The sequence below is a fragment of the Serratia sp. YWN4 genome (assembly GCF_055790845.1).
The window spans coordinates 3,744,937-3,762,537 of record NZ_CM147696.1; the positions used below are offsets into that span (position 1 = coordinate 3,744,937).

Genomic DNA, 17,601 nt, shown 5'->3' on the forward strand with positions numbered 1-17,601 from the left:
AACATAATGATTGGCCATGCGTTGAGGGTGACGTTTTCGTTATCTAAAAAACCACTAACATCACTCACGCTATAAACCATACACTTAGCCAAATAAACGAACAGGCAACAAATCGCACCTTCTGTATAGCAGAGTAAATAAAATACATCACACTGTAAATTTATGCTGGCTGGCATTGATGCCATAGCACACTTATAGTACCCCACATTGGATTACCCGTAAACGCTATGAATATGACAGTACCCGTTAACTCATGATATCGTTGTTCTCCCGCACTGATTACAGAGCTATAATTATTACCTGAATAATAGATAAAGAGCCTGGTGGTTTTCCGGCATTGATATTCTTAGATATTCTTAATTGACTCGCTCTTTTTCAATAGTATGGAAACAGTGCCGTTTGCTTTGTTGATAAACGGCCCGATGGGGGCAAGGATCGCCCAGCGCAGGTCCCCACATTCAGATCATGTATCAGTTTGAGGCAAGCTTATTTATGCGTCCTATTCAGAAAAACAACCCAACCTCTCCGCCCCATGCTTTACAGGAACAACGTCTCAACGCTCTTGCGCAACAGTACCGTGATGCTATCGCTATCAATGATTATGCCGCAGGCAAAGCGATCGCAGAAGCTACACTGCGCTTGGTACCACGCAACGCCGACGTGCTAGCCAGCTACGCTCTGTGCTTAATGCGCACAGGGGAATATGAAAAAGCCTATAAGACCTATAAAAAACTGTTGCAAAGCCAGCCGCTGGAACAACTCCCAGCCACCATGATCGACGGTTTGGCCGAGGTTTGCGGTTGGTTGAACCGCCCGGATGAGGTGCGGCGCTTCGGTTTGATGTCGTTGGAACAGGGTGACCAGAAATTCGGTGGCAACCCAGTTTACCCCCTGCCAGCACCGCAGCCCCCGGCATTTAACCCGCATAACCCAGAAGAAAATGCCATCGCGTTCACCCTGTTTGGTTCACTGGTACGTTACTGCGAAAGTGCCGTGATGAACGCCAAGGTGAGTAAAGCCTTGTTCCCCGACTGGCATTGCCGTTTCTATCTGGACGATAGCGTGCCGCAGGATGTGCAGCAACGCTTGCGCGCTGCTGGGGCCAAGGTGATCAAAGTGGAAGGTGAATTGCATCAGAATATCCCACCGCTGATGTGGCGCTTTTTGGTATTGGATGACCCAGCCGTTAAACGCTACCTCATTCGCGATGCGGATTCGCTACTCTCAGAGCGGGAACAAGCCGCGGTAGAAGCCTGGTTGCAAAGCGATTGTTGGTATCACCACATGCGGGATTACTTTACTCATACCGAACTGCTGTTGGCAGGGATGTGGGGAGGCTGTCACAACCCTAACCTGCCCTCGATCATCAACCAGACCCGTGAATATCTGAGCCAGCAGGACAACCATCGCCGCTTTGTCGATCAATATTTCCTGCGCCAGCATCTTTGGCCCACCGTCAGGCAGAGCCTGCTTAGCCATGACGATCTCTTCGGTTTCCACCAGGCCCGTCCTTTTCCTGCCCACGCGCCGATCCGCTGGCAGACAGACAAATTCCATGTGGGCAGTAACGCCAGTTATCAGTTGGCAGGCGTCGCCAGCCAGAAGCAGGAGGGTGAATGGCAACCGTGGGAAGTGCTGGATGAACAGGGTAATAGATTATGCCAATACGCAACGGTGGTGAAAAACCACGAGTGGCGCGAACTGATGCCTTTCTTTTTGCTCGATCCTATCCTTGCCGGAAAATGGCAGTTACGTAATATCGATTGATTTGGAAGCAATCAGGGGCCCTGATTGGGCCCCTGAGGTTGCTGATAAACGGGTTTTTACTTCTCCAGCGCAACCTGCTTGAAGATATGTTTGCCGAACGGATCGATCTCGTAGCCTTTCACTTCTTTGCGCACCGGCTCAAAAATGGTGGAATGGGCGATCATCAACGCAGGCATCTGTTCGTGCATCATCACCTGCGCCTGTTCGTACATCGCCACACGTTTTGGATGATCATTTTCTTCACGCGCTTTGGCGATCAGTTCATCAAACGGCTTGTAGCACCACTTGGCCGAGTTCGAGCCCCCGTTGGCAGAGGTACAGGTAAACAGCGGGCCGAAGAAGTTATCCGGATCGCCGTTCGCGGTAGTCCAGCCCATCAACGCCGTCTGGTGCTCGCCGCTTTTCACCCGTTGCAGATACTCACCCCACTCGAAAGTAACAATTTTGGCTGTAACGCCGATCTTGGCCCAGTCCGCCTGGATCATCTCGGCCATCCGTTTGGCGTTCGGGTTATAAGGCCGTTGCACCGGCATCGCCCATAAATCGATGGCAAAACCCTGCCCCAATCCCGCCTCTTGCAGCAGTTGCTTCGCTTTTTCTGGCGCATAGGCATAATCTTCAATGCTGGCATTGTTGCCCCATTGGGTTGGTGGCAACAGGTTCTTCGCCTGCTGGCCCGCGCCGTGGAACACCGCCTCGATGATCGCCGGTCGGTTCACCGCCATTGCCAATGCCTGACGTACTTTCACATTATCCAGCGGTTTCTTCTGGGTGTTAAACGCCAGGAAACCGATGTTCAAACCCGATTTCTCCATCACCTGAATGTTTTTATCTTCGCGCATACGCGCCAGATCGGCCGGATTCGGGAACGGCATCACCTGGCACTCGTTCTTTTGCAGTTTAGCGTAACGCACCGCCGCATCTGGCGTGATGGAGTACACCAGCCGATCGATCTTTGGCTTGCCTTCCCAATATTGATCAAAGGCTTTATAGAGGATTTTGGCGTCTTTCTGATATTGCAGAAGCTGGAACGGCCCGGTGCCGATCGGATCGTTATCCACCCGCTGCGGCGTACCGGCCTTCAGCATCACATCGGCATATTCTGCCGACAGGATGGTGGCAAAATACATCCCCAGATCGGCCACAAACGGCGCTTCGGCGCGCGAAAGCTCAAAACGCACGGTGTGATCGTCCACTTTGACGATGTTATCGATCAGCGAACCGAACTCCATCGACTCAAAGTTGGTATAAGCGCCGTTAGACACCTTGTGATAAGGGTTATTCGCGTCTTTCTGGCGCATAAAGGAGAAGATCACGTCGTCGGCGTTAAAATCGCGGGTCGGTGTGAAGAATTTATTGCTCTGGAATTTCACCCCTTTGCGCAGATAGAAAGTGTAATTCTTGCCGTCTTCGCTCACTTCCCAACGCTCCGCCAGGCTCGGTTGCAGATCGACAGTACCCACGTTGAAGTCCACCAGCCGGTTGTAAATGGCGGCAGAACTGGCATCTACCGTAGGGCCAGAGGTAAACAGCTGTGGGTTGAAGCCTTCTGGTGAACTCTCTGAACAGAAAACCAGCGTGTTGGCCTGCACACTACTCATTACCGCCAGTGCCAACAGGCCCAGCGTCATTTTTACGATCTTTTTCTGCATTGTCCCATCCCATGAGGTATTAAAAATTAACCGGACTGCTACCAATAAATCAAACAGTTAGGGATGTAAAGCAGAAGTTATGGCCGCCTTCCCCGTTCAAGGGGAGAGCGCCTCATCAGCCCATTCAACGCCGGGTTATCTAAAATAAGGCAGCGCAGCCGACTTAGGGTTACAGTAGCCGCAGCAAAGGAGAAATAATGGATCCGCAGCAACAAATTATTGATTGGTTACAACGAGATGTGCACCGTATGCAGGCACTGTACACCGCCCGGCGGCTCGGCCTGCATGATTGGTGTTTAGGGGCGGGTTTTGTGCGTAATCTGGTGTGGGATAAACGGCATGAACACCCAGTAGCAACCCCGTTGAACGATATCGACGTGATCCATTTTGATCCACACCACAATGATGCACAGCACGACAGTATGCTGGAGTCACGGCTGCTGGGCTGGCTGGTGCTGCCGTGGTCGGTAAAAAATCAGGCGCGCATGCATTTACGCAACAACCGTGCGCCTTATCTGAACAGCGCAGATGCCATCAGTTATTGGCCAGAGATCGAAACCGCCGTCGGTGCCCGGCTTAATGCGGATGACAGCATCACCCTGATTGCCCCCTTCGGCCTGCTGGCCTTGTTCAACGGCACCCTCACGTTCAATGCCAAAAGTAACAATTTTGCCGCTTTCGAACAGCGTGTGAAGCAAAAACAGTGGCTGCAACGCTGGCCAAGACTGAAATTAACCTGACTCAATACTCGGCCTGTTGCTGGCGCTGCTGCTGTAACCGCTCCGCCTGCTGGCGTACCACCTGCCAGATCACCTCTGCCGCTGGCGTCAGCGAGCGGTTTTTACGCCGTACCAGCATCAGCGCCCGGTTAATCTCTGGCATCAGCCGCCGCACCTTGAGTTGCCCCCCTTCCGGCAGTGGTAGCGCCAGGGCCGGAAAAATACTGATGCCGATACCCGCCGTTACCATCGGGAACAGCGTGGCCGGATGGCCAATCTCCTGCACCACCTGCGCCTCTACACCTTGTTGACGCAGGGCGCTGTCGATCAACGGCCGACTGCCGGAAGCGTAATCCTGTAACACCAACCGGCAACCGTTAAGCGCCGCCCACTGCACTTCGGGCTGAGTGGCAAACGGGTGATCGTTGCGGCACAGCAGTAAAAAGGGTTCATACAGAATCGCTTCGCAGTCCAGATCCACCGCCTGAATCGGATCGACCACAATGCCGAAATCCACTTCGGCGTTGCGGATACTTTTCAGCACCTGCTGCTGTGACTGATCGCGCAGCACAATGCGGATCTCGGGATACTGCTGCTCACCAGCGGCAATACACTGCGGCATCAGATGGGCTGAAATGGTCTGGCTGGACGCCACGCGCACCGTGCCGCTGCGCTGCACGCCAAAGCTGCGGGCATCCAGCAGTGCAGTTTGTAATTCGTCTAGCAGGCGCTCAACGCGATTGGCCAAGCGCAAACCGGCATCGGTCAGCACCACTTCGCGGGTGGTGCGATCCAGCAGGCGCACGCCTACTTCGGCTTCCAATTCTTTAACACTGTGGCTGACGGCCGATTGCGTCAGGCCCAATACTTCCCCCGCACGGCTGAAGCTGCCATGGCGCGCGATGGTGACAAAAACCCGGAGCTGCTTGAGAGAGTAATTCATGTTTTTTATTCATAAATGAATTAAATAAATCAATTTTATTATTATATCTGGCCGAGTGAAAATAGCCGCATCGATTTCTCTTCTGAGCCAGCCACCATGAAATTTCTTCCCGACCGTTTTACCCTGACGCTGCTTGCCACTGTGCTGTTAGCCTCATTTTTGCCCGCACGCGGTGAGTTCGTCAGTTGGCTCCACGGGCTGACCGTGGCCGCTATCGCTCTATTGTTCTTTATGCACGGTGCCAAACTTTCCCGCGAAGCCATCCTGGCTGGCAGTAATAACTGGCGTTTGCATCTGTGGGTAATGTGCAGCACGTTCATCATCTTCCCGGTGCTGGGGGTGCTGTTTAAATGGTGGTCGCCGGTTAACGTCAGCCCTGAGCTATATACCGCCTTTATTTACCTGTGCATTCTGCCCGCTACGGTGCAATCGGCCATTGCTTTTACCTCGCTGGCCGGGGGAAACGTGGCAGCAGCGGTATGCAGCGCTTCTGCCTCCAGCCTGTTGGGGATTTTTGTTTCGCCGCTGCTGGTGGGGTTATTGATGAACGTGCATGGCGATACCGGCGGCTTGCAGCAGGTAGGCACCATTGTACTGCAACTGTTGGTGCCGTTTATTGCCGGGCACCTTTCGCGCCCGTTGATCGGCAAGTGGGTCGAACGTAACCGCAAACTGATTGGCAAAACCGATCAGACATCGATTCTGCTGGTGGTTTATACCGCTTTCGGTGAAGCGGTGACGCACGGAATCTGGCATCAGGTAGGGGCGGGTTCACTGGTGTTTATCGTGGTGGTGAGCATCGTGTTGCTGACATTGGTATTGGTAATGAATACCTACATGGCGCGCTGGCTGGGTTTCAGCAAAACCGATGAGATCACCATTGTGTTCTGCGGATCGAAGAAAAGCCTGGCCAACGGCATCCCGATGGCCAACATTCTGTTCCCGGCGGCAACCGTGGGGATCATGGTGTTGCCACTGATGATCTTCCATCAGATACAGTTGATGGCCTGCGCGGTGCTGGCAAAACGCTATCAGAAAAAACAGCAGGCGGTATTGAGTACGGAAACGTCCAAGGGATAATCAGGTGGGCTTACGCCCACCCATTCAGCCTTTCTTTAGCGGCTTGACCAGGTGGTCAAGCCCTTCAATTTTAATCGCCAACGTCATTTCCATCAGCATACCCAGTTTGCCGTTTGGGAACTCGCCCTTGCGGGCAAACCACAGCAGGTATTCTTCTGGAAGATCGATCAACACCCGGCCCTGATATTTACCAAAGGGCATGACGGTGTTGGCGATTTCAATCAGGTTCTCTTTTTCCATCAGGTACCTAGCAGGCGGATCATTTCCGCTTCGTCGATCACCTCAATACCCAGTTCCTGCGCTTTAACCAGCTTGGAACCCGCAGCTTCACCGGCGATCACCAGATCGGTTTTCTTGGAAACGCTGCCGCTCACCTTGGCCCCTAAGGCGGTCAGACGATCTTTGGCTTCATCGCGCGAAAGCTGGCTGAGAGAACCGGTCAGCACCACGGTTTTACCGGCAAACGGGCTGTCGACTTCTTCCGCCACCACCACGATTGGCGCGGGCCAGTTGATGCCCACTTCCGGGCTGACCAACTCTTCGATCACCTGTTGGTTATGGGCTTCAGCAAAGAAATTCACTACGTGCTTCGCCACCACTTCGCCGACATCCGGCACTTCTTTCAGCGCATCCAGATCGGCCGCTCGCAGTTTATCCAGCGAGCCAAAATGAGCCGCCAGATTAGCCGCAGTGGATTCCCCCACTTCACGGATACCGAGCGCATACAGGAAACGGGCAAAGGTGGTTTGCTTGGCGGTTTCCAGCGCGTCGACCAGATTCTGCGCCGACTTCGGCCCCATGCGATCCAGCCCGGTCAAGATACCGGCTGAAAGACGGAACAGATCGGCCGGATTTTGCACGTACTCTTTATCCACCAGTTGCTCAATGATTTTCTCCCCCATGCCGTCGACGTCCAGCGCGCGGCGCGAGACAAAGTGCTTCAGCGCTTCTTTACGCTGAGCCCCGCAGATTAGGCCACCGGTGCAACGCGCGATGGCTTCGCCCTCCACCCGCTCCACGTCAGAGCCACAGACCGGGCAGTGCTGTGGGAACACCACTTCACGCGCATCCTGCGGACGACGATCCTCCATCACGCCCACCACTTTCGGGATCACATCTCCGGCACGCCGCACAATCACCGTATCGCCAATGCGCAGGCCCAGGCGTTCGATCTCGTCAGCATTATGCAGCGTCGCGTTGCTGACGATCACCCCGGCCACCTGCACCGGCTCCAAACGCGCCACCGGGGTAATCGCCCCGGTACGCCCTACCTGGAACTCGACTTCACGCACGATGGTGATCTGTTCCTGTGCCGGGAACTTGAAGGCGGTTGCCCAGCGCGGCGCACGCGCCACGAAGCCGAGCGCTTCTTGCAGATCGATATCGTCGATCTTCACCACCACGCCGTCGATATCAAAACCGAGTTGCGCTCGCTCTTGCTCAACCTGACGATAAAATGCCAGCACCTCATCGCTGCCGGTGCAGCATTTAACACGATCGCTCACCGGCAAACCCCAGGCTTTAAACTGCATCAGACGTTGCCAGTGGCTACGCGGCAGTTCGCCCCCTTCCAATAGGCCGACGCCGTAACAGAAGAAGGTCAAAGGGCGCTTAGCCGTGATGCGCGGATCGAGCTGGCGGATTGACCCCGCCGCCGCATTACGCGGGTTGGCGAATATCTTGCCGTCTTTGCGCCGGGCTTCTTCGTTCATCTGTTCAAAACCGGCCTGCGGCATAAACACTTCGCCGCGCACTTCTAAGCGGGAGGGGATGTTTTCCCCGGTCAGGCGTAGCGGGATGGCGCGGATGGTGCGCACATTAGAGGTGATATTCTCCCCGGTGGTGCCATCACCACGGGTAGCAGCACGCACCAGTTCGCCGTTTTCGTACAATAGGCTGACCGCCAGGCCATCCAGCTTGAGTTCGCAGCAGAACGTCAGCGGCTCGCTGGTTTTCAGGCGATCCTGCACGCGCTTGTAAAACGCCAGATAGCCCTCGTCATCAAACACGTTGTCCAACGAGAGCATCGGCACTTCATGGCGCACCTGATCAAACGCCGCCAAAGGCGCAGCGCCGACACGCTGGGTTGGTGAATCCGCGGTAATCAGCTCGGGATGCGCGTCTTCCAAAGCGCGCAGTTCCTGCATCAGGCGGTCATATTCCGCATCCGGGATCTCCGGCGCATCAAGCACGTGATACTGATATTCGTGATGGCGCAGTGAGGTTCGCAGTTGATTGATTGTTTGGTTGATCGATTCCATGGCTCACCATCAGAAGATAAAAAGCCCCCAAGTAGCGGGGGCTAGAGATGACAGACTGTTCAGTGCGGTTTGCTTCCCGTCAGGCGTGTTTATTTTCCAACACTTCGCGGATGCGCGCTTTGTAGGCTTCCAGCTTCTGCGGCGTCATCATACGACGCTCGTCGTCCAGCACCACGCCGCCCACGTCGTCGGCAATACGCTGGGCCGATTGCAGCATCAGCTTGAAGTTCTGATTGGCGTCACCGTAAGACGGCACCATCATAAACATTGATACGCCCGGCGTAGAGAAATCAGACATCATTTCAGGATCAAACGAGCCTGGTTTAACCATATTGGCCAGGCTGAACAGCACCGGGCCACTGCCTGCCGGGCTGATATGGCGATGGAAAATACCCATTTCGCCAAACTGGAAACCCGCCTGCAGCACGCTTTGCAGCAAAATTTCGCCGCCAATCACGCCACCTTGATGCGCCGCGACGTGCAGCACCAGGACCGTTTCTTTCAGTTTTGCCGGATTGATCGGTTCCTGCTCTACCGGTTTCACTTCCGGCTTTGGCTGATGCGCAGGTTCGGCATGATGGATCGCAGATTGTGGCGCATGTACCGGAGGCAAGTCGTCAACGCGCGGCGCAGGTTGCTGTTGCGGTTCGTCGTCTTCATCGTCCTGCGCGTAGTTATCCAGCAGGATGTCATCATAATCCGGCCGCTCAGAAAGCGGTGCGGGTTGATGAGCTACCGGCTGAACAGCCGGAGCAGGCTTCGGCGTAACCACAGGCTCTTCGCGTGCAGCATCAAAATGGCCCAATGACGGCTCGTCCTGAGGATGAGTGGCACGAATACGTACCTCGCCCACGCCTTCAGCAGGTTCGTCGAATGGAGTAGGTTCACGTTCGGTTTTCGAACGCTTGGCTGGGCGATCGCGGAAAATCGACGAGCGTTCCTTGCGGCTGGTCCAAAGACCATGCAATAACAACGCTATTATGGCGATCGCGCCAACAACGATTAATATCAGACGCAAATCCTGCATCATTGCTATCTCTGTTGTTCCAATACATTGCCACCGCGGCAAACATTCACTCTTTAACTCTATTTGCCTGCACGCACAAGTGCAAGTCCGTGCTGAACTTTATGCCAATAAAGATGATTATACTGCACTTTTTTGCTGTTTTTTCAGCCAACAGCACCCTAGCCAGTGGAAAATCATATCGATATGATAGAGATGCCTGTTCAGACAAAGAGATAAACTTAAGATATGTCTTATACACAACCTGCTTCCAAGCCCACCAGCGGCATGTATTACTTCGCCGAAGGGTGGCGCCTGATTTCGCGCCCAGGGATTAAACGCTATGTCGTATTACCGTTGCTGGTTAACGTGTTGCTGATGGGATCCGCCTTCTGGTGGCTGTTCAGCCAACTGGGCGACTGGATCCCAAGCATGATGAGCCATGTGCCTGACTGGCTGCAATGGTTAAGTTATCTGCTCTGGCCGCTGGCGGTGATTTCGGTGCTGCTGGTGTTCAGTTATCTGTTCAGTACCCTCACCAACCTGATCGCAGCACCGTTTTGCGGCTTGCTGGCCGAACAGCTTGAAGGCAGCCTGACCGGTAAATCGCTGCCGGATACCGGCATCTTTGGCATCATGAAAGATCTTCCGCGCATTATGGGCCGCGAATGGCGCAAGCTGATGTACTACCTGCCGCGTGCGCTAGTGCTGCTGGTGCTCTACTTCGTGCCCGGTATCGGCCAGACGCTGGCACCGGTGCTGTGGTTCCTGTTCAGTGCCTGGATGCTGGCGATTCAGTACTGCGATTATCCATTTGATAATCATAAAGTCAGCTTCGCCGACATGCGCCGCGCGCTGCGCCAGCACAAAACCGACAATCTGCAATTCGGTGCTCTGGTCAGCCTGTTCACCATGATCCCTATCCTGAATCTGGTGATCCTGCCAGTCGCCGTGTGCGGTGCCACCGCCATGTGGGTGGACCGTTATCGCCCGCAATTTGTTCGCTCCTGAGCAACATGTTTCAACCAAGGGCGCATCCAGCGCCCTTTTTGTTGTGCGTCTGCCCTAAATAATTCGAGTTGCAGGAAAGCGACAAGCAGCACCCCTAAACATGGATGGCCGAGTAACAAAGCCAACGCACCTGTGGTTTGAGGTATAACGGGCATAAAACTTATTCTCGAATAACATATAGATATACCAATTCCTTACTTCCCTGCCGGGGCCGTTAGCGTATGCTTTCGATGTTCCCTACATTTTCATAGAGTTAAAGGACGGGCTATGAGCAAGATATATGAAGACAACTCATTAACAATCGGCCATACGCCGCTGGTTCGTCTGAACCGTATCGGCAATGGACGCATTCTCGCCAAGGTTGAATCTCGCAACCCGAGCTTCAGCGTCAAATGCCGCATCGGTGCCAATATGATTTGGGACGCCGAAAAACGTGGCATTCTCAGCGCCGGAAAAGAACTGGTAGAACCCACCAGCGGCAACACCGGTATTGCTCTGGCCTTTGTGGCGGCAGCGCGTGGCTACAAGCTGACGCTGACCATGCCGGAAACCATGAGCATTGAACGCCGCAAACTGCTGAAAGCGCTGGGGGCCAATCTGGTGCTGACCGAAGGCGCAAAAGGCATGAAAGGGGCGATCGCCAAAGCTGAAGAGATTGTGGCGACCGATCCGAACCGCTATGTTCTGCTACAGCAGTTCAGCAACCCGGCTAACCCGGAAATTCATGAAAAAACCACCGGCCCGGAAATTTGGGCAGATACCGACGGTGAAGTTGATGTGTTCATCACGGGCGTGGGTACTGGCGGTACGCTGACCGGCGTTAGCCGTTTTATCAAGAAAACCAAAGGTAAAGCCATCACCACCGTGGCGGTTGAACCGACAGATTCACCGGTGATCAGCCAAGCCTTGGCCGGTTTGGAGATCAAACCAGGCCCGCACAAAATTCAGGGTATCGGCGCAGGTTTTATCCCCGGCAACCTGGATCTTGAGTTAGTTGATCGCGTTGAGCAGATCACCAACGACGAAGCCATCAGCATGGCCCGCCGTTTGATGGAAGAAGAAGGTATTCTGGCAGGGATTTCGTCCGGTGCTGCTGTTGCAGCCGCGGTCAAACTTTCGGAAAATGTAGCCTTTACCGACAAAACAATTGTGGTTATTCTGCCTTCCTCAGGTGAACGCTATTTGAGCACCGCATTGTTTGCAGATTTGTTCACAGAACAAGAACTGCATCAATAGCGCAAACAGTGCACAAAAAGCTAAAAAAGCACCTCTCGGGGTGCTTTTTTGTGGACTGGATCAAAGTTTACACCCATCAAAGATTGATTTTAGCCTCTGGCTTTAGTATTTAACCGGACAATTATTTCGGTACGCGAAATTAATCACCTTCCGTCTGTTGTTTGAGCTGAATCGATTTACTTGTTTGTCGCTAACGCGCAAAACACGGCATAATAGGAAGTTGATTGAAATGGCATCAGAAGCCAGGTTTTTTTGATCTGGCATGACTAAAGCGTCGTTTTGTGTTGCATCAACGCTCGCCCCTGTACCATAGTCAGGCACTAACCAGACAGGCTAAAATCACGCCGCTAGGCTAAACTTTAGCTCCACAACATTAATCCAATAAGTTGGGGAAACATCAATGTTCCAGCAAGAAGTTACTATTACCGCTCCGAATGGTCTGCACACTCGCCCTGCCGCTCAGTTCGTTAAAGAAGCCAAAGGCTTCGTCTCTGACATTACCGTCACCTCCAACGGCAAAAGCGCAAGTGCCAAAAGCCTGTTTAAACTGCAAACTCTGGGCCTGACCCAAGGTACCGTAGTAGTCATCGAAGCTGTTGGTGAAGACGAGCAGAAAGCCGTTGAGCACTTGGTTAAACTGATGGCAGAGCTTGAGTAATCGGCCCGTCTTTTTAGTTAACACCAGTCAAGAGTAAGGTAGGGTTATGATTTCAGGCATTTTAGTATCACCGGGTATCGCTTTTGGTAAGGCTCTCCTACTGAAAGAAGATGAAATTGTCATCAACCGGAAGAAAATCTCTGCAGACCTAGTAGAGCAGGAAGTCTCGCGTTTTCTGGCAGGCCGAGCTAAGGCATCCGAGCAGTTGGAAGCGATCAAGACCAAAGCTGGCGAAACCTTCGGCGAAGAGAAGGAAGCCATCTTCGAAGGCCACATCATGCTGCTGGAAGACGAAGAGCTTGAGCAGGAAATCATAGCCCTCATCAAAGACGATCTGGCGTCCGCTGATGCTGCCGCTTATACCGTGATTGAGGGCCAGGCAAAAGCGCTGGAAGAGCTGGATGATGAATACCTGAAAGAGCGCGCGGCTGACGTGCGTGACATCGGTAAACGTCTGCTGCGCAATATTCTGGGCATGGCGATTGTCGATCTGAGCTCTATTCAGGATGAAGTGATCCTGGTGGCCACCGATCTGACCCCATCAGAAACTGCGCAGTTGAACCTGGACAAAGTGCTGGGTTTCATCACCGATCTGGGTGGCCGTACTTCCCACACCTCCATCATGGCCCGTTCCCTGGAGTTGCCAGCAATCGTAGGCACCAGCGACGTGACCAAGCAGGTGAAAAATGACGATTACCTGATTCTGGACGCCGTTAACAACCTGATTTACGTTAACCCGACCACTGAGGTTATCGAGCAGTTGAAAGCTGCTGAGAATCTGTACACCAGCGAGAAAAACGAACTGGTCAAGCTGAAAGATCTGCCAGCCATCACGCTGGACGGGCATCAGGTTGAAGTTTGTGCCAACATCGGCACCGTGCGCGACGTCGCAGGTGCAGAGCGCAATGGCGCCGAAGGTGTCGGCCTGTATCGTACCGAATTCCTGTTCATGGACCGCGACTCACTGCCGACTGAAGACGAGCAGTTTATGGCTTATAAAGCCGTTGCGGAAGCCATGGGCTCACAGGCAGTGATCGTCCGTACCATGGACATCGGCGGTGATAAAGACCTGCCGTACATGAACCTGCCGAAAGAAGAGAACCCGTTCCTCGGCTGGCGCGCCATTCGTATCGCGATGGACCGCCGGGAGATCCTGCACGCCCAGTTGCGCGCTATCTTGCGTGCTTCCGCCTTCGGTAAACTGCGTATCATGTTCCCGATGATCATTTCAGTGGAAGAAGTGCGCGATCTGAAAGGCGAGCTGGAAACGCTGAAAGCGCAGTTGCGTGCAGAAAACAAAGCCTTTGATGAGTCGATCGAAGTGGGCGTGATGGTGGAAACACCGGCTGCGGCAGTGATTGCTCATCACCTGGCGAAAGAAGTCGACTTCTTTAGTATTGGGACAAACGATCTTACCCAGTATACTCTGGCAGTAGATCGCGGCAACGAGCTGATTTCTCATCTCTATAACCCGATGTCCCCATCAGTGCTTGGCCTGATCAAACAGGTCATTGATGCATCTCATGCGGAAGGCAAGTGGACCGGTATGTGCGGTGAACTGGCTGGCGATGAACGTGCTACACTGTTGTTATTGGGCATGGGGCTGGATGAGTTCAGCATGAGTGCGATTTCAATCCCGCGCATCAAGAAAATCATTCGTAACACGAACTTCGAAGATGTGAAGGCGTTGGCAGCGCAAGCCTTGGCTCAGCCAACGGCACAAGATTTGATGAATTGTGTGAATAAATTCATCGAAGAAAAGACGCTCTGCTAAACTTCCACGACACTGGAACGCCGCCCAATTTAATGCTTAGGAGAAGATCATGGGTTTGTTCGATAAACTGAAATCTCTGGTTTCTGATGACAAGAAAGACACGGGCACTATCGAGATTGTCGCTCCAATTTCTGGCGAAATCGTCAACATCGAAGATGTACCTGACGTCGTATTCGCCGAGAAAATCGTTGGTGACGGTATTGCTATCAAGCCTGCTGGCAACAAAATGGTTGCCCCGGTTGATGGTACTATCGGCAAGATTTTCGAAACCAACCATGCGTTCTCTATCGAATCCGACAGCGGTATTGAGCTGTTCGTACACTTCGGTATCGATACCGTTGAGCTGAAAGGCGAAGGCTTCAAGCGCATCGCTGAAGAAGGCCAGCGCGTTAAGAAAGGCGATGTCATTATCGAGTTCAACCTGCCACTGCTGGAAGAAAAAGCCAAGTCCACTCTGACTCCGGTTGTGATCTCCAACATGGACGAGATCAAAGAGCTGATCAAACTGTCCGGCAGCGTTATCGTGGGTGAAACCCCGATCATCCGCATCAAGAAGTAATCACTGTTGGTGATATCAACACGCTAATGCCAGTCGGTTAACCCTGACTGGCATTCTTCTTTTCTGCGCTGCCGTATATTTCCACCTTCACTTCTATCACTCATGGCCTGCCTACTCTCATCATCCTAACAACCTCACCAATTGCGGTACAATGACGTAGCATGACTTAATGTCATCATTCCTGTTATCCCATCACCATCGCCACCCCGACATACCATCAGATAAACCACTGAGCAGCATCAGATAACCGCCAGACAACGGTTTTCACCGCAAAAAGTTACGAAATGCAATGATTCTCATAACGACAATCCCTCCAAATGGGCTGATCTCACGCCTTAAAAAATCTGAAAGTGCAAATATCTGCGGATTCTATACAGTATGAACATTAATCTATCACCCCCTCACTGGCTAATATTTGTGCAAAAATAATGTTTTTATATAATCCCATTCAGATAACCCATTTCTAAATTTTAACCATTCCAGAAGAAATGACATTTATGCATAGCATGAAACAAAATATCATCTTCCAATAAACCAAGACATGTCCTATAGTGCCCAACGTTAAATATCCTATTGGACAGGTGTTATTAAGTAATATTTTCCACATATTCTAACGGCGGCAAATATCACCTAAAAGCACTAATGAAAAGTAATTTTATTTATTTCAGGAGGAAATAATGAACAAGAATAACAAGGACAAAAAAATCCACTCAAGCTCCTCCCCACTAGATGGAGTAACGATTTACCAATGTTACTCAATCAATTATCTTATTCCAGAATGACATCACCTTGATAGAACGGTGATCGTTCGCACATTTATCACTGGTAAGAAGAGCGTTTATACATATAAAAAACCTCTCATCAACCCTGGTGAATAATTAAAAATAACAGTGAATGCGATTTATTCGTTCAACTAATCACGAACGCAATATTTAATATATTAGTTCATGCAATGGTTTTTAATGCTGTCTGTGGTGTATGTGCCACGTAACCTCTCCGGGTATCCGGAATATTATTATCTATATATAAGGAAATATGATGCGTAAGATCCTATCAACCATGACTCCAGTTGCTCTGTTGCTTTTAGCTACCGCTGGTAATGTTCAGGCTGCTTCCAACGCTCAACTCACTGTTACTGGTACCGTGGTTGCTGCTACCTGTGACGTTAGCCTGTCTACCAATAACCTGGATTTGGGCAACTACACGCCAAGCCAGTTTACCAGTGTTGCAGAGCCGATTGTTGCCAGCCAGAAGTCATTCACCGTGGGTGTCAACAACTGCCAGACTCCATTGAGCCCAGGCGATACCGCTAACCTGGTTGTTACTGGCCAGACTCTGGGTGGTAACCCGAATATCTTCAACAGCACAGGCACTAACACTGGTGTAATGCTGCGTCTGGTTTCTGCTCCAGCGGGTACCTATATCAGCAATGGCGACAAACTGTTGGTGGCCACTGCGGGTACACCTGCCGCATCAGCTGACTTCAACGGTAAAACGTTGAGTCTGCAAGCGGGTCTGGCATCAACTGCTGCGGCTGGTGGTGCAAACATCGGTGCTGTCAACGCGCCTGTTCTGTTCAGCTTTGCCTACAACTGATTTTTATCCTGGGAGGGGCTATCGCCCCTCCTTTCCTAGTACTCAGGAGCTGTTATATGTCCCGTGTTTTCTCACTGTTTTCACTATTGCTTGCTTTGCTGATACAGCCCGCTATAGCTCAGGTTGGTGGTTTTGGTATTAATGCCACCCGCCTGATTTACCCTCAGGGCGCAGACAGTATCAGCGTAACAGTGCGCAATACCATGACAGCGCAGCCATACCTAGTGCAGGCCAGGATAAGCCGTTCTCAGGATGGAAGTGAATCCGCTCCGTTTCTGGCTCGCCCCTCTCTGTTTCGCCTGGAAGCCAGCAGCATCAACCAGATACGTATTGTCATGCAACAAGCCATACTGCCGACAAACCGTGAATCAGTATTCTATTTTCATGCCAGCGCTATTCCAGCCAGTACGGACTCCGTTTCTGCCAATCAACGCCCTGGAGTATATGGCTCTGCTCAATTTGGGGTCGGTAATATCATAAAACTGTTCTATCGCCCAGCCGACCTGCCTTTTTCATCAAGGGAAGCACAGCAGAATCTGCAATTTTCCCGGGTAAAAGACGGACTCAGAGTCAGCAATAAATCACCGTACTTTGTCAGCTTTTCCAGCTTAAGTGTTGGAGGTCAGGCACTCAAACTGGATACACCGGCAGCTTTGATGCTTGCGCCGTTCAGCGAACATATCTACTCAACAACAAAGACACAGGGCTTAGTGCACTGGAAAACCATTAATGACGAGGGAGGGATCAATGAGTTCAATCATAACCTGCCATAAGCGAGCCTCTCTGCTGGTGATGTTGGCATTGTCTGGCCTGATGAGTGTACCGGCTCAAGCAGCTCCAACAGATCCGCACTCAGTGACGATCAATTTCTCTGCTGTACTCAATCCAGGAACCTGTACTTTTAGCCTGGATAAAAGCACGCTGGAGCTGGACTCAACGCATCTAACGCAGTTGGCGCCTTCAACTTTACAGGCAGCACAACCCGTTACCCTGATCGTTCAGGATTGCAGCGGAACCGATGCTAGCCTCACGCCGGTAGTTAACGTCAGCGGTGATGGAATCACACGTGATAGCCGATGGTTATTCCGTAGCAGTGACTCAACAGCTTCCAATGTAGGAGTCATGTTGGTGAAAGCAAATGTTCCCCCCAGCTATAGCAGCACGGAAGTCAAAAATGGTGACAATATTCCATTGGCGGCGGTAGGCGTAAACCCGCTCGATCAAAACATCGTTTTTTATGCCGGGATCAGCTGCGGTGGCGCGGAATGTATCAGCGCCCCTCCCACTCCGGGCACCTTGACGGCGCGTATCCTGTTTGATTTGGCTTACCGTTGAGGCCGAC

At 52.2% G+C, this 17,601-nt stretch carries 16 protein-coding genes; 11 read left to right on the forward strand and 5 right to left on the reverse strand.

The window, feature by feature from the left end; genetic code table 11:
• Nucleotides 1–492 precede the first annotated feature (492 nt).
• Complete coding sequence (locus ACX9GT_RS17525) at nucleotides 493–1,767, forward strand: tetratricopeptide repeat protein (RefSeq protein WP_473187967.1); 1,275 nt, start codon at nucleotides 493–495, stop codon at nucleotides 1,765–1,767.
• A 56-nt stretch (nucleotides 1,768–1,823) separates the two neighbouring features.
• Here the strand turns inward: ACX9GT_RS17525 and ACX9GT_RS17530 are convergent, their stop codons facing one another.
• Nucleotides 1,824–3,419: an ABC transporter substrate-binding protein gene (locus tag ACX9GT_RS17530; RefSeq protein WP_473187968.1), complete on the reverse strand. Its 1,596-nt coding sequence runs from the start codon at nucleotides 3,417–3,419 to the stop codon at nucleotides 1,824–1,826.
• Nucleotides 3,420–3,616: 197 nt separating this feature from the next.
• Between ACX9GT_RS17530 and ACX9GT_RS17535 the strand changes: the two genes are divergently transcribed.
• Nucleotides 3,617–4,159 (forward strand): nucleotidyltransferase family protein, encoded by a 543-nt coding sequence (locus ACX9GT_RS17535; RefSeq protein WP_473187969.1) that lies wholly within the window; start codon nucleotides 3,617–3,619, stop codon nucleotides 4,157–4,159.
• A gap of 1 nt (nucleotide 4,160) precedes the next feature.
• On the opposite strand, the gene ACX9GT_RS17540 is transcribed toward ACX9GT_RS17535, so the two are convergent.
• Complete coding sequence (locus tag ACX9GT_RS17540) at nucleotides 4,161–5,081, reverse strand: LysR family transcriptional regulator (RefSeq protein WP_473187970.1); 921 nt, start codon at nucleotides 5,079–5,081, stop codon at nucleotides 4,161–4,163.
• 96 nt (nucleotides 5,082–5,177) lie between these two features.
• On the opposite strand from ACX9GT_RS17540, the gene ACX9GT_RS17545 reads away from it, so the two are divergent.
• Nucleotides 5,178–6,161: a bile acid:sodium symporter family protein gene (locus ACX9GT_RS17545; protein WP_473187971.1), complete on the forward strand. Its 984-nt coding sequence runs from the start codon at nucleotides 5,178–5,180 to the stop codon at nucleotides 6,159–6,161.
• 24 nt (nucleotides 6,162–6,185) lie between these two features.
• Here the strand turns inward: ACX9GT_RS17545 and ACX9GT_RS17550 are convergent, their stop codons facing one another.
• The 3 genes from ACX9GT_RS17550 to zipA all read right to left on the reverse strand — a co-directional run bounded on the left by ACX9GT_RS17550 (nucleotide 6,186) and on the right by zipA (nucleotide 9,452).
• A complete protein-coding gene (locus tag ACX9GT_RS17550; protein ID WP_473187972.1) occupies nucleotides 6,186–6,401 on the reverse strand; it encodes a DUF3820 family protein in 216 nt (71 codons plus the stop codon).
• Complete coding sequence (gene ligA, locus ACX9GT_RS17555) at nucleotides 6,401–8,422, reverse strand: NAD-dependent DNA ligase LigA (RefSeq protein ID WP_473187973.1); 2,022 nt, start codon at nucleotides 8,420–8,422, stop codon at nucleotides 6,401–6,403. Before ligA ends, ACX9GT_RS17550 begins: the two co-directional genes overlap by 1 nt.
• Before the next feature lie 79 nt (nucleotides 8,423–8,501).
• On the reverse strand, nucleotides 8,502–9,452 hold the full coding sequence (gene zipA, locus ACX9GT_RS17560; RefSeq protein ID WP_473187974.1) for a cell division protein ZipA: 951 nt from the start codon (nucleotides 9,450–9,452) through the stop codon (nucleotides 8,502–8,504).
• Nucleotides 9,453–9,674: 222 nt separating this feature from the next.
• On the opposite strand from zipA, the gene cysZ reads away from it, so the two are divergent.
• The 8 genes from cysZ to ACX9GT_RS17600 all read left to right on the forward strand — a co-directional run bounded on the left by cysZ (nucleotide 9,675) and on the right by ACX9GT_RS17600 (nucleotide 17,594).
• Nucleotides 9,675–10,436 (forward strand): sulfate transporter CysZ, encoded by a 762-nt coding sequence (cysZ, locus tag ACX9GT_RS17565; protein WP_473187975.1) that lies wholly within the window; start codon nucleotides 9,675–9,677, stop codon nucleotides 10,434–10,436.
• Nucleotides 10,437–10,703: 267 nt separating this feature from the next.
• Nucleotides 10,704–11,672 carry a cysteine synthase A gene (gene cysK, locus ACX9GT_RS17570; protein WP_473187976.1) on the forward strand — a complete coding sequence of 323 codons (969 nt, stop codon included), beginning with the start codon at nucleotides 10,704–10,706 and terminating at the stop codon, nucleotides 11,670–11,672.
• A gap of 400 nt (nucleotides 11,673–12,072) precedes the next feature.
• A complete protein-coding gene (gene ptsH / locus ACX9GT_RS17575; RefSeq protein WP_459401843.1) occupies nucleotides 12,073–12,330 on the forward strand; it encodes a phosphocarrier protein Hpr in 258 nt (85 codons plus the stop codon).
• A 46-nt stretch (nucleotides 12,331–12,376) separates the two neighbouring features.
• Nucleotides 12,377–14,104: a phosphoenolpyruvate-protein phosphotransferase PtsI gene (gene ptsI, locus ACX9GT_RS17580; protein WP_473187977.1), complete on the forward strand. Its 1,728-nt coding sequence runs from the start codon at nucleotides 12,377–12,379 to the stop codon at nucleotides 14,102–14,104.
• A gap of 49 nt (nucleotides 14,105–14,153) precedes the next feature.
• Nucleotides 14,154–14,663 (forward strand): PTS glucose transporter subunit IIA, encoded by a 510-nt coding sequence (gene crr / locus ACX9GT_RS17585; protein ID WP_473187978.1) that lies wholly within the window; start codon nucleotides 14,154–14,156, stop codon nucleotides 14,661–14,663.
• A 1,038-nt stretch (nucleotides 14,664–15,701) separates the two neighbouring features.
• The gene (locus tag ACX9GT_RS17590) at nucleotides 15,702–16,259 is read left to right on the forward strand and encodes a fimbrial protein (RefSeq protein WP_473187979.1); all 558 of its coding nucleotides are present in this window, start codon (nucleotides 15,702–15,704) and stop codon (nucleotides 16,257–16,259) included.
• Nucleotides 16,260–16,315: 56 nt separating this feature from the next.
• The gene (locus tag ACX9GT_RS17595) at nucleotides 16,316–17,032 is read left to right on the forward strand and encodes a fimbrial biogenesis chaperone (RefSeq protein WP_473187980.1); all 717 of its coding nucleotides are present in this window, start codon (nucleotides 16,316–16,318) and stop codon (nucleotides 17,030–17,032) included.
• On the forward strand, nucleotides 17,007–17,594 hold the full coding sequence (locus ACX9GT_RS17600) for a fimbrial protein (protein ID WP_473187981.1): 588 nt from the start codon (nucleotides 17,007–17,009) through the stop codon (nucleotides 17,592–17,594). Before ACX9GT_RS17595 ends, ACX9GT_RS17600 begins: the two co-directional genes overlap by 26 nt.
• Nucleotides 17,595–17,601: the final 7 nt, after the last annotated feature.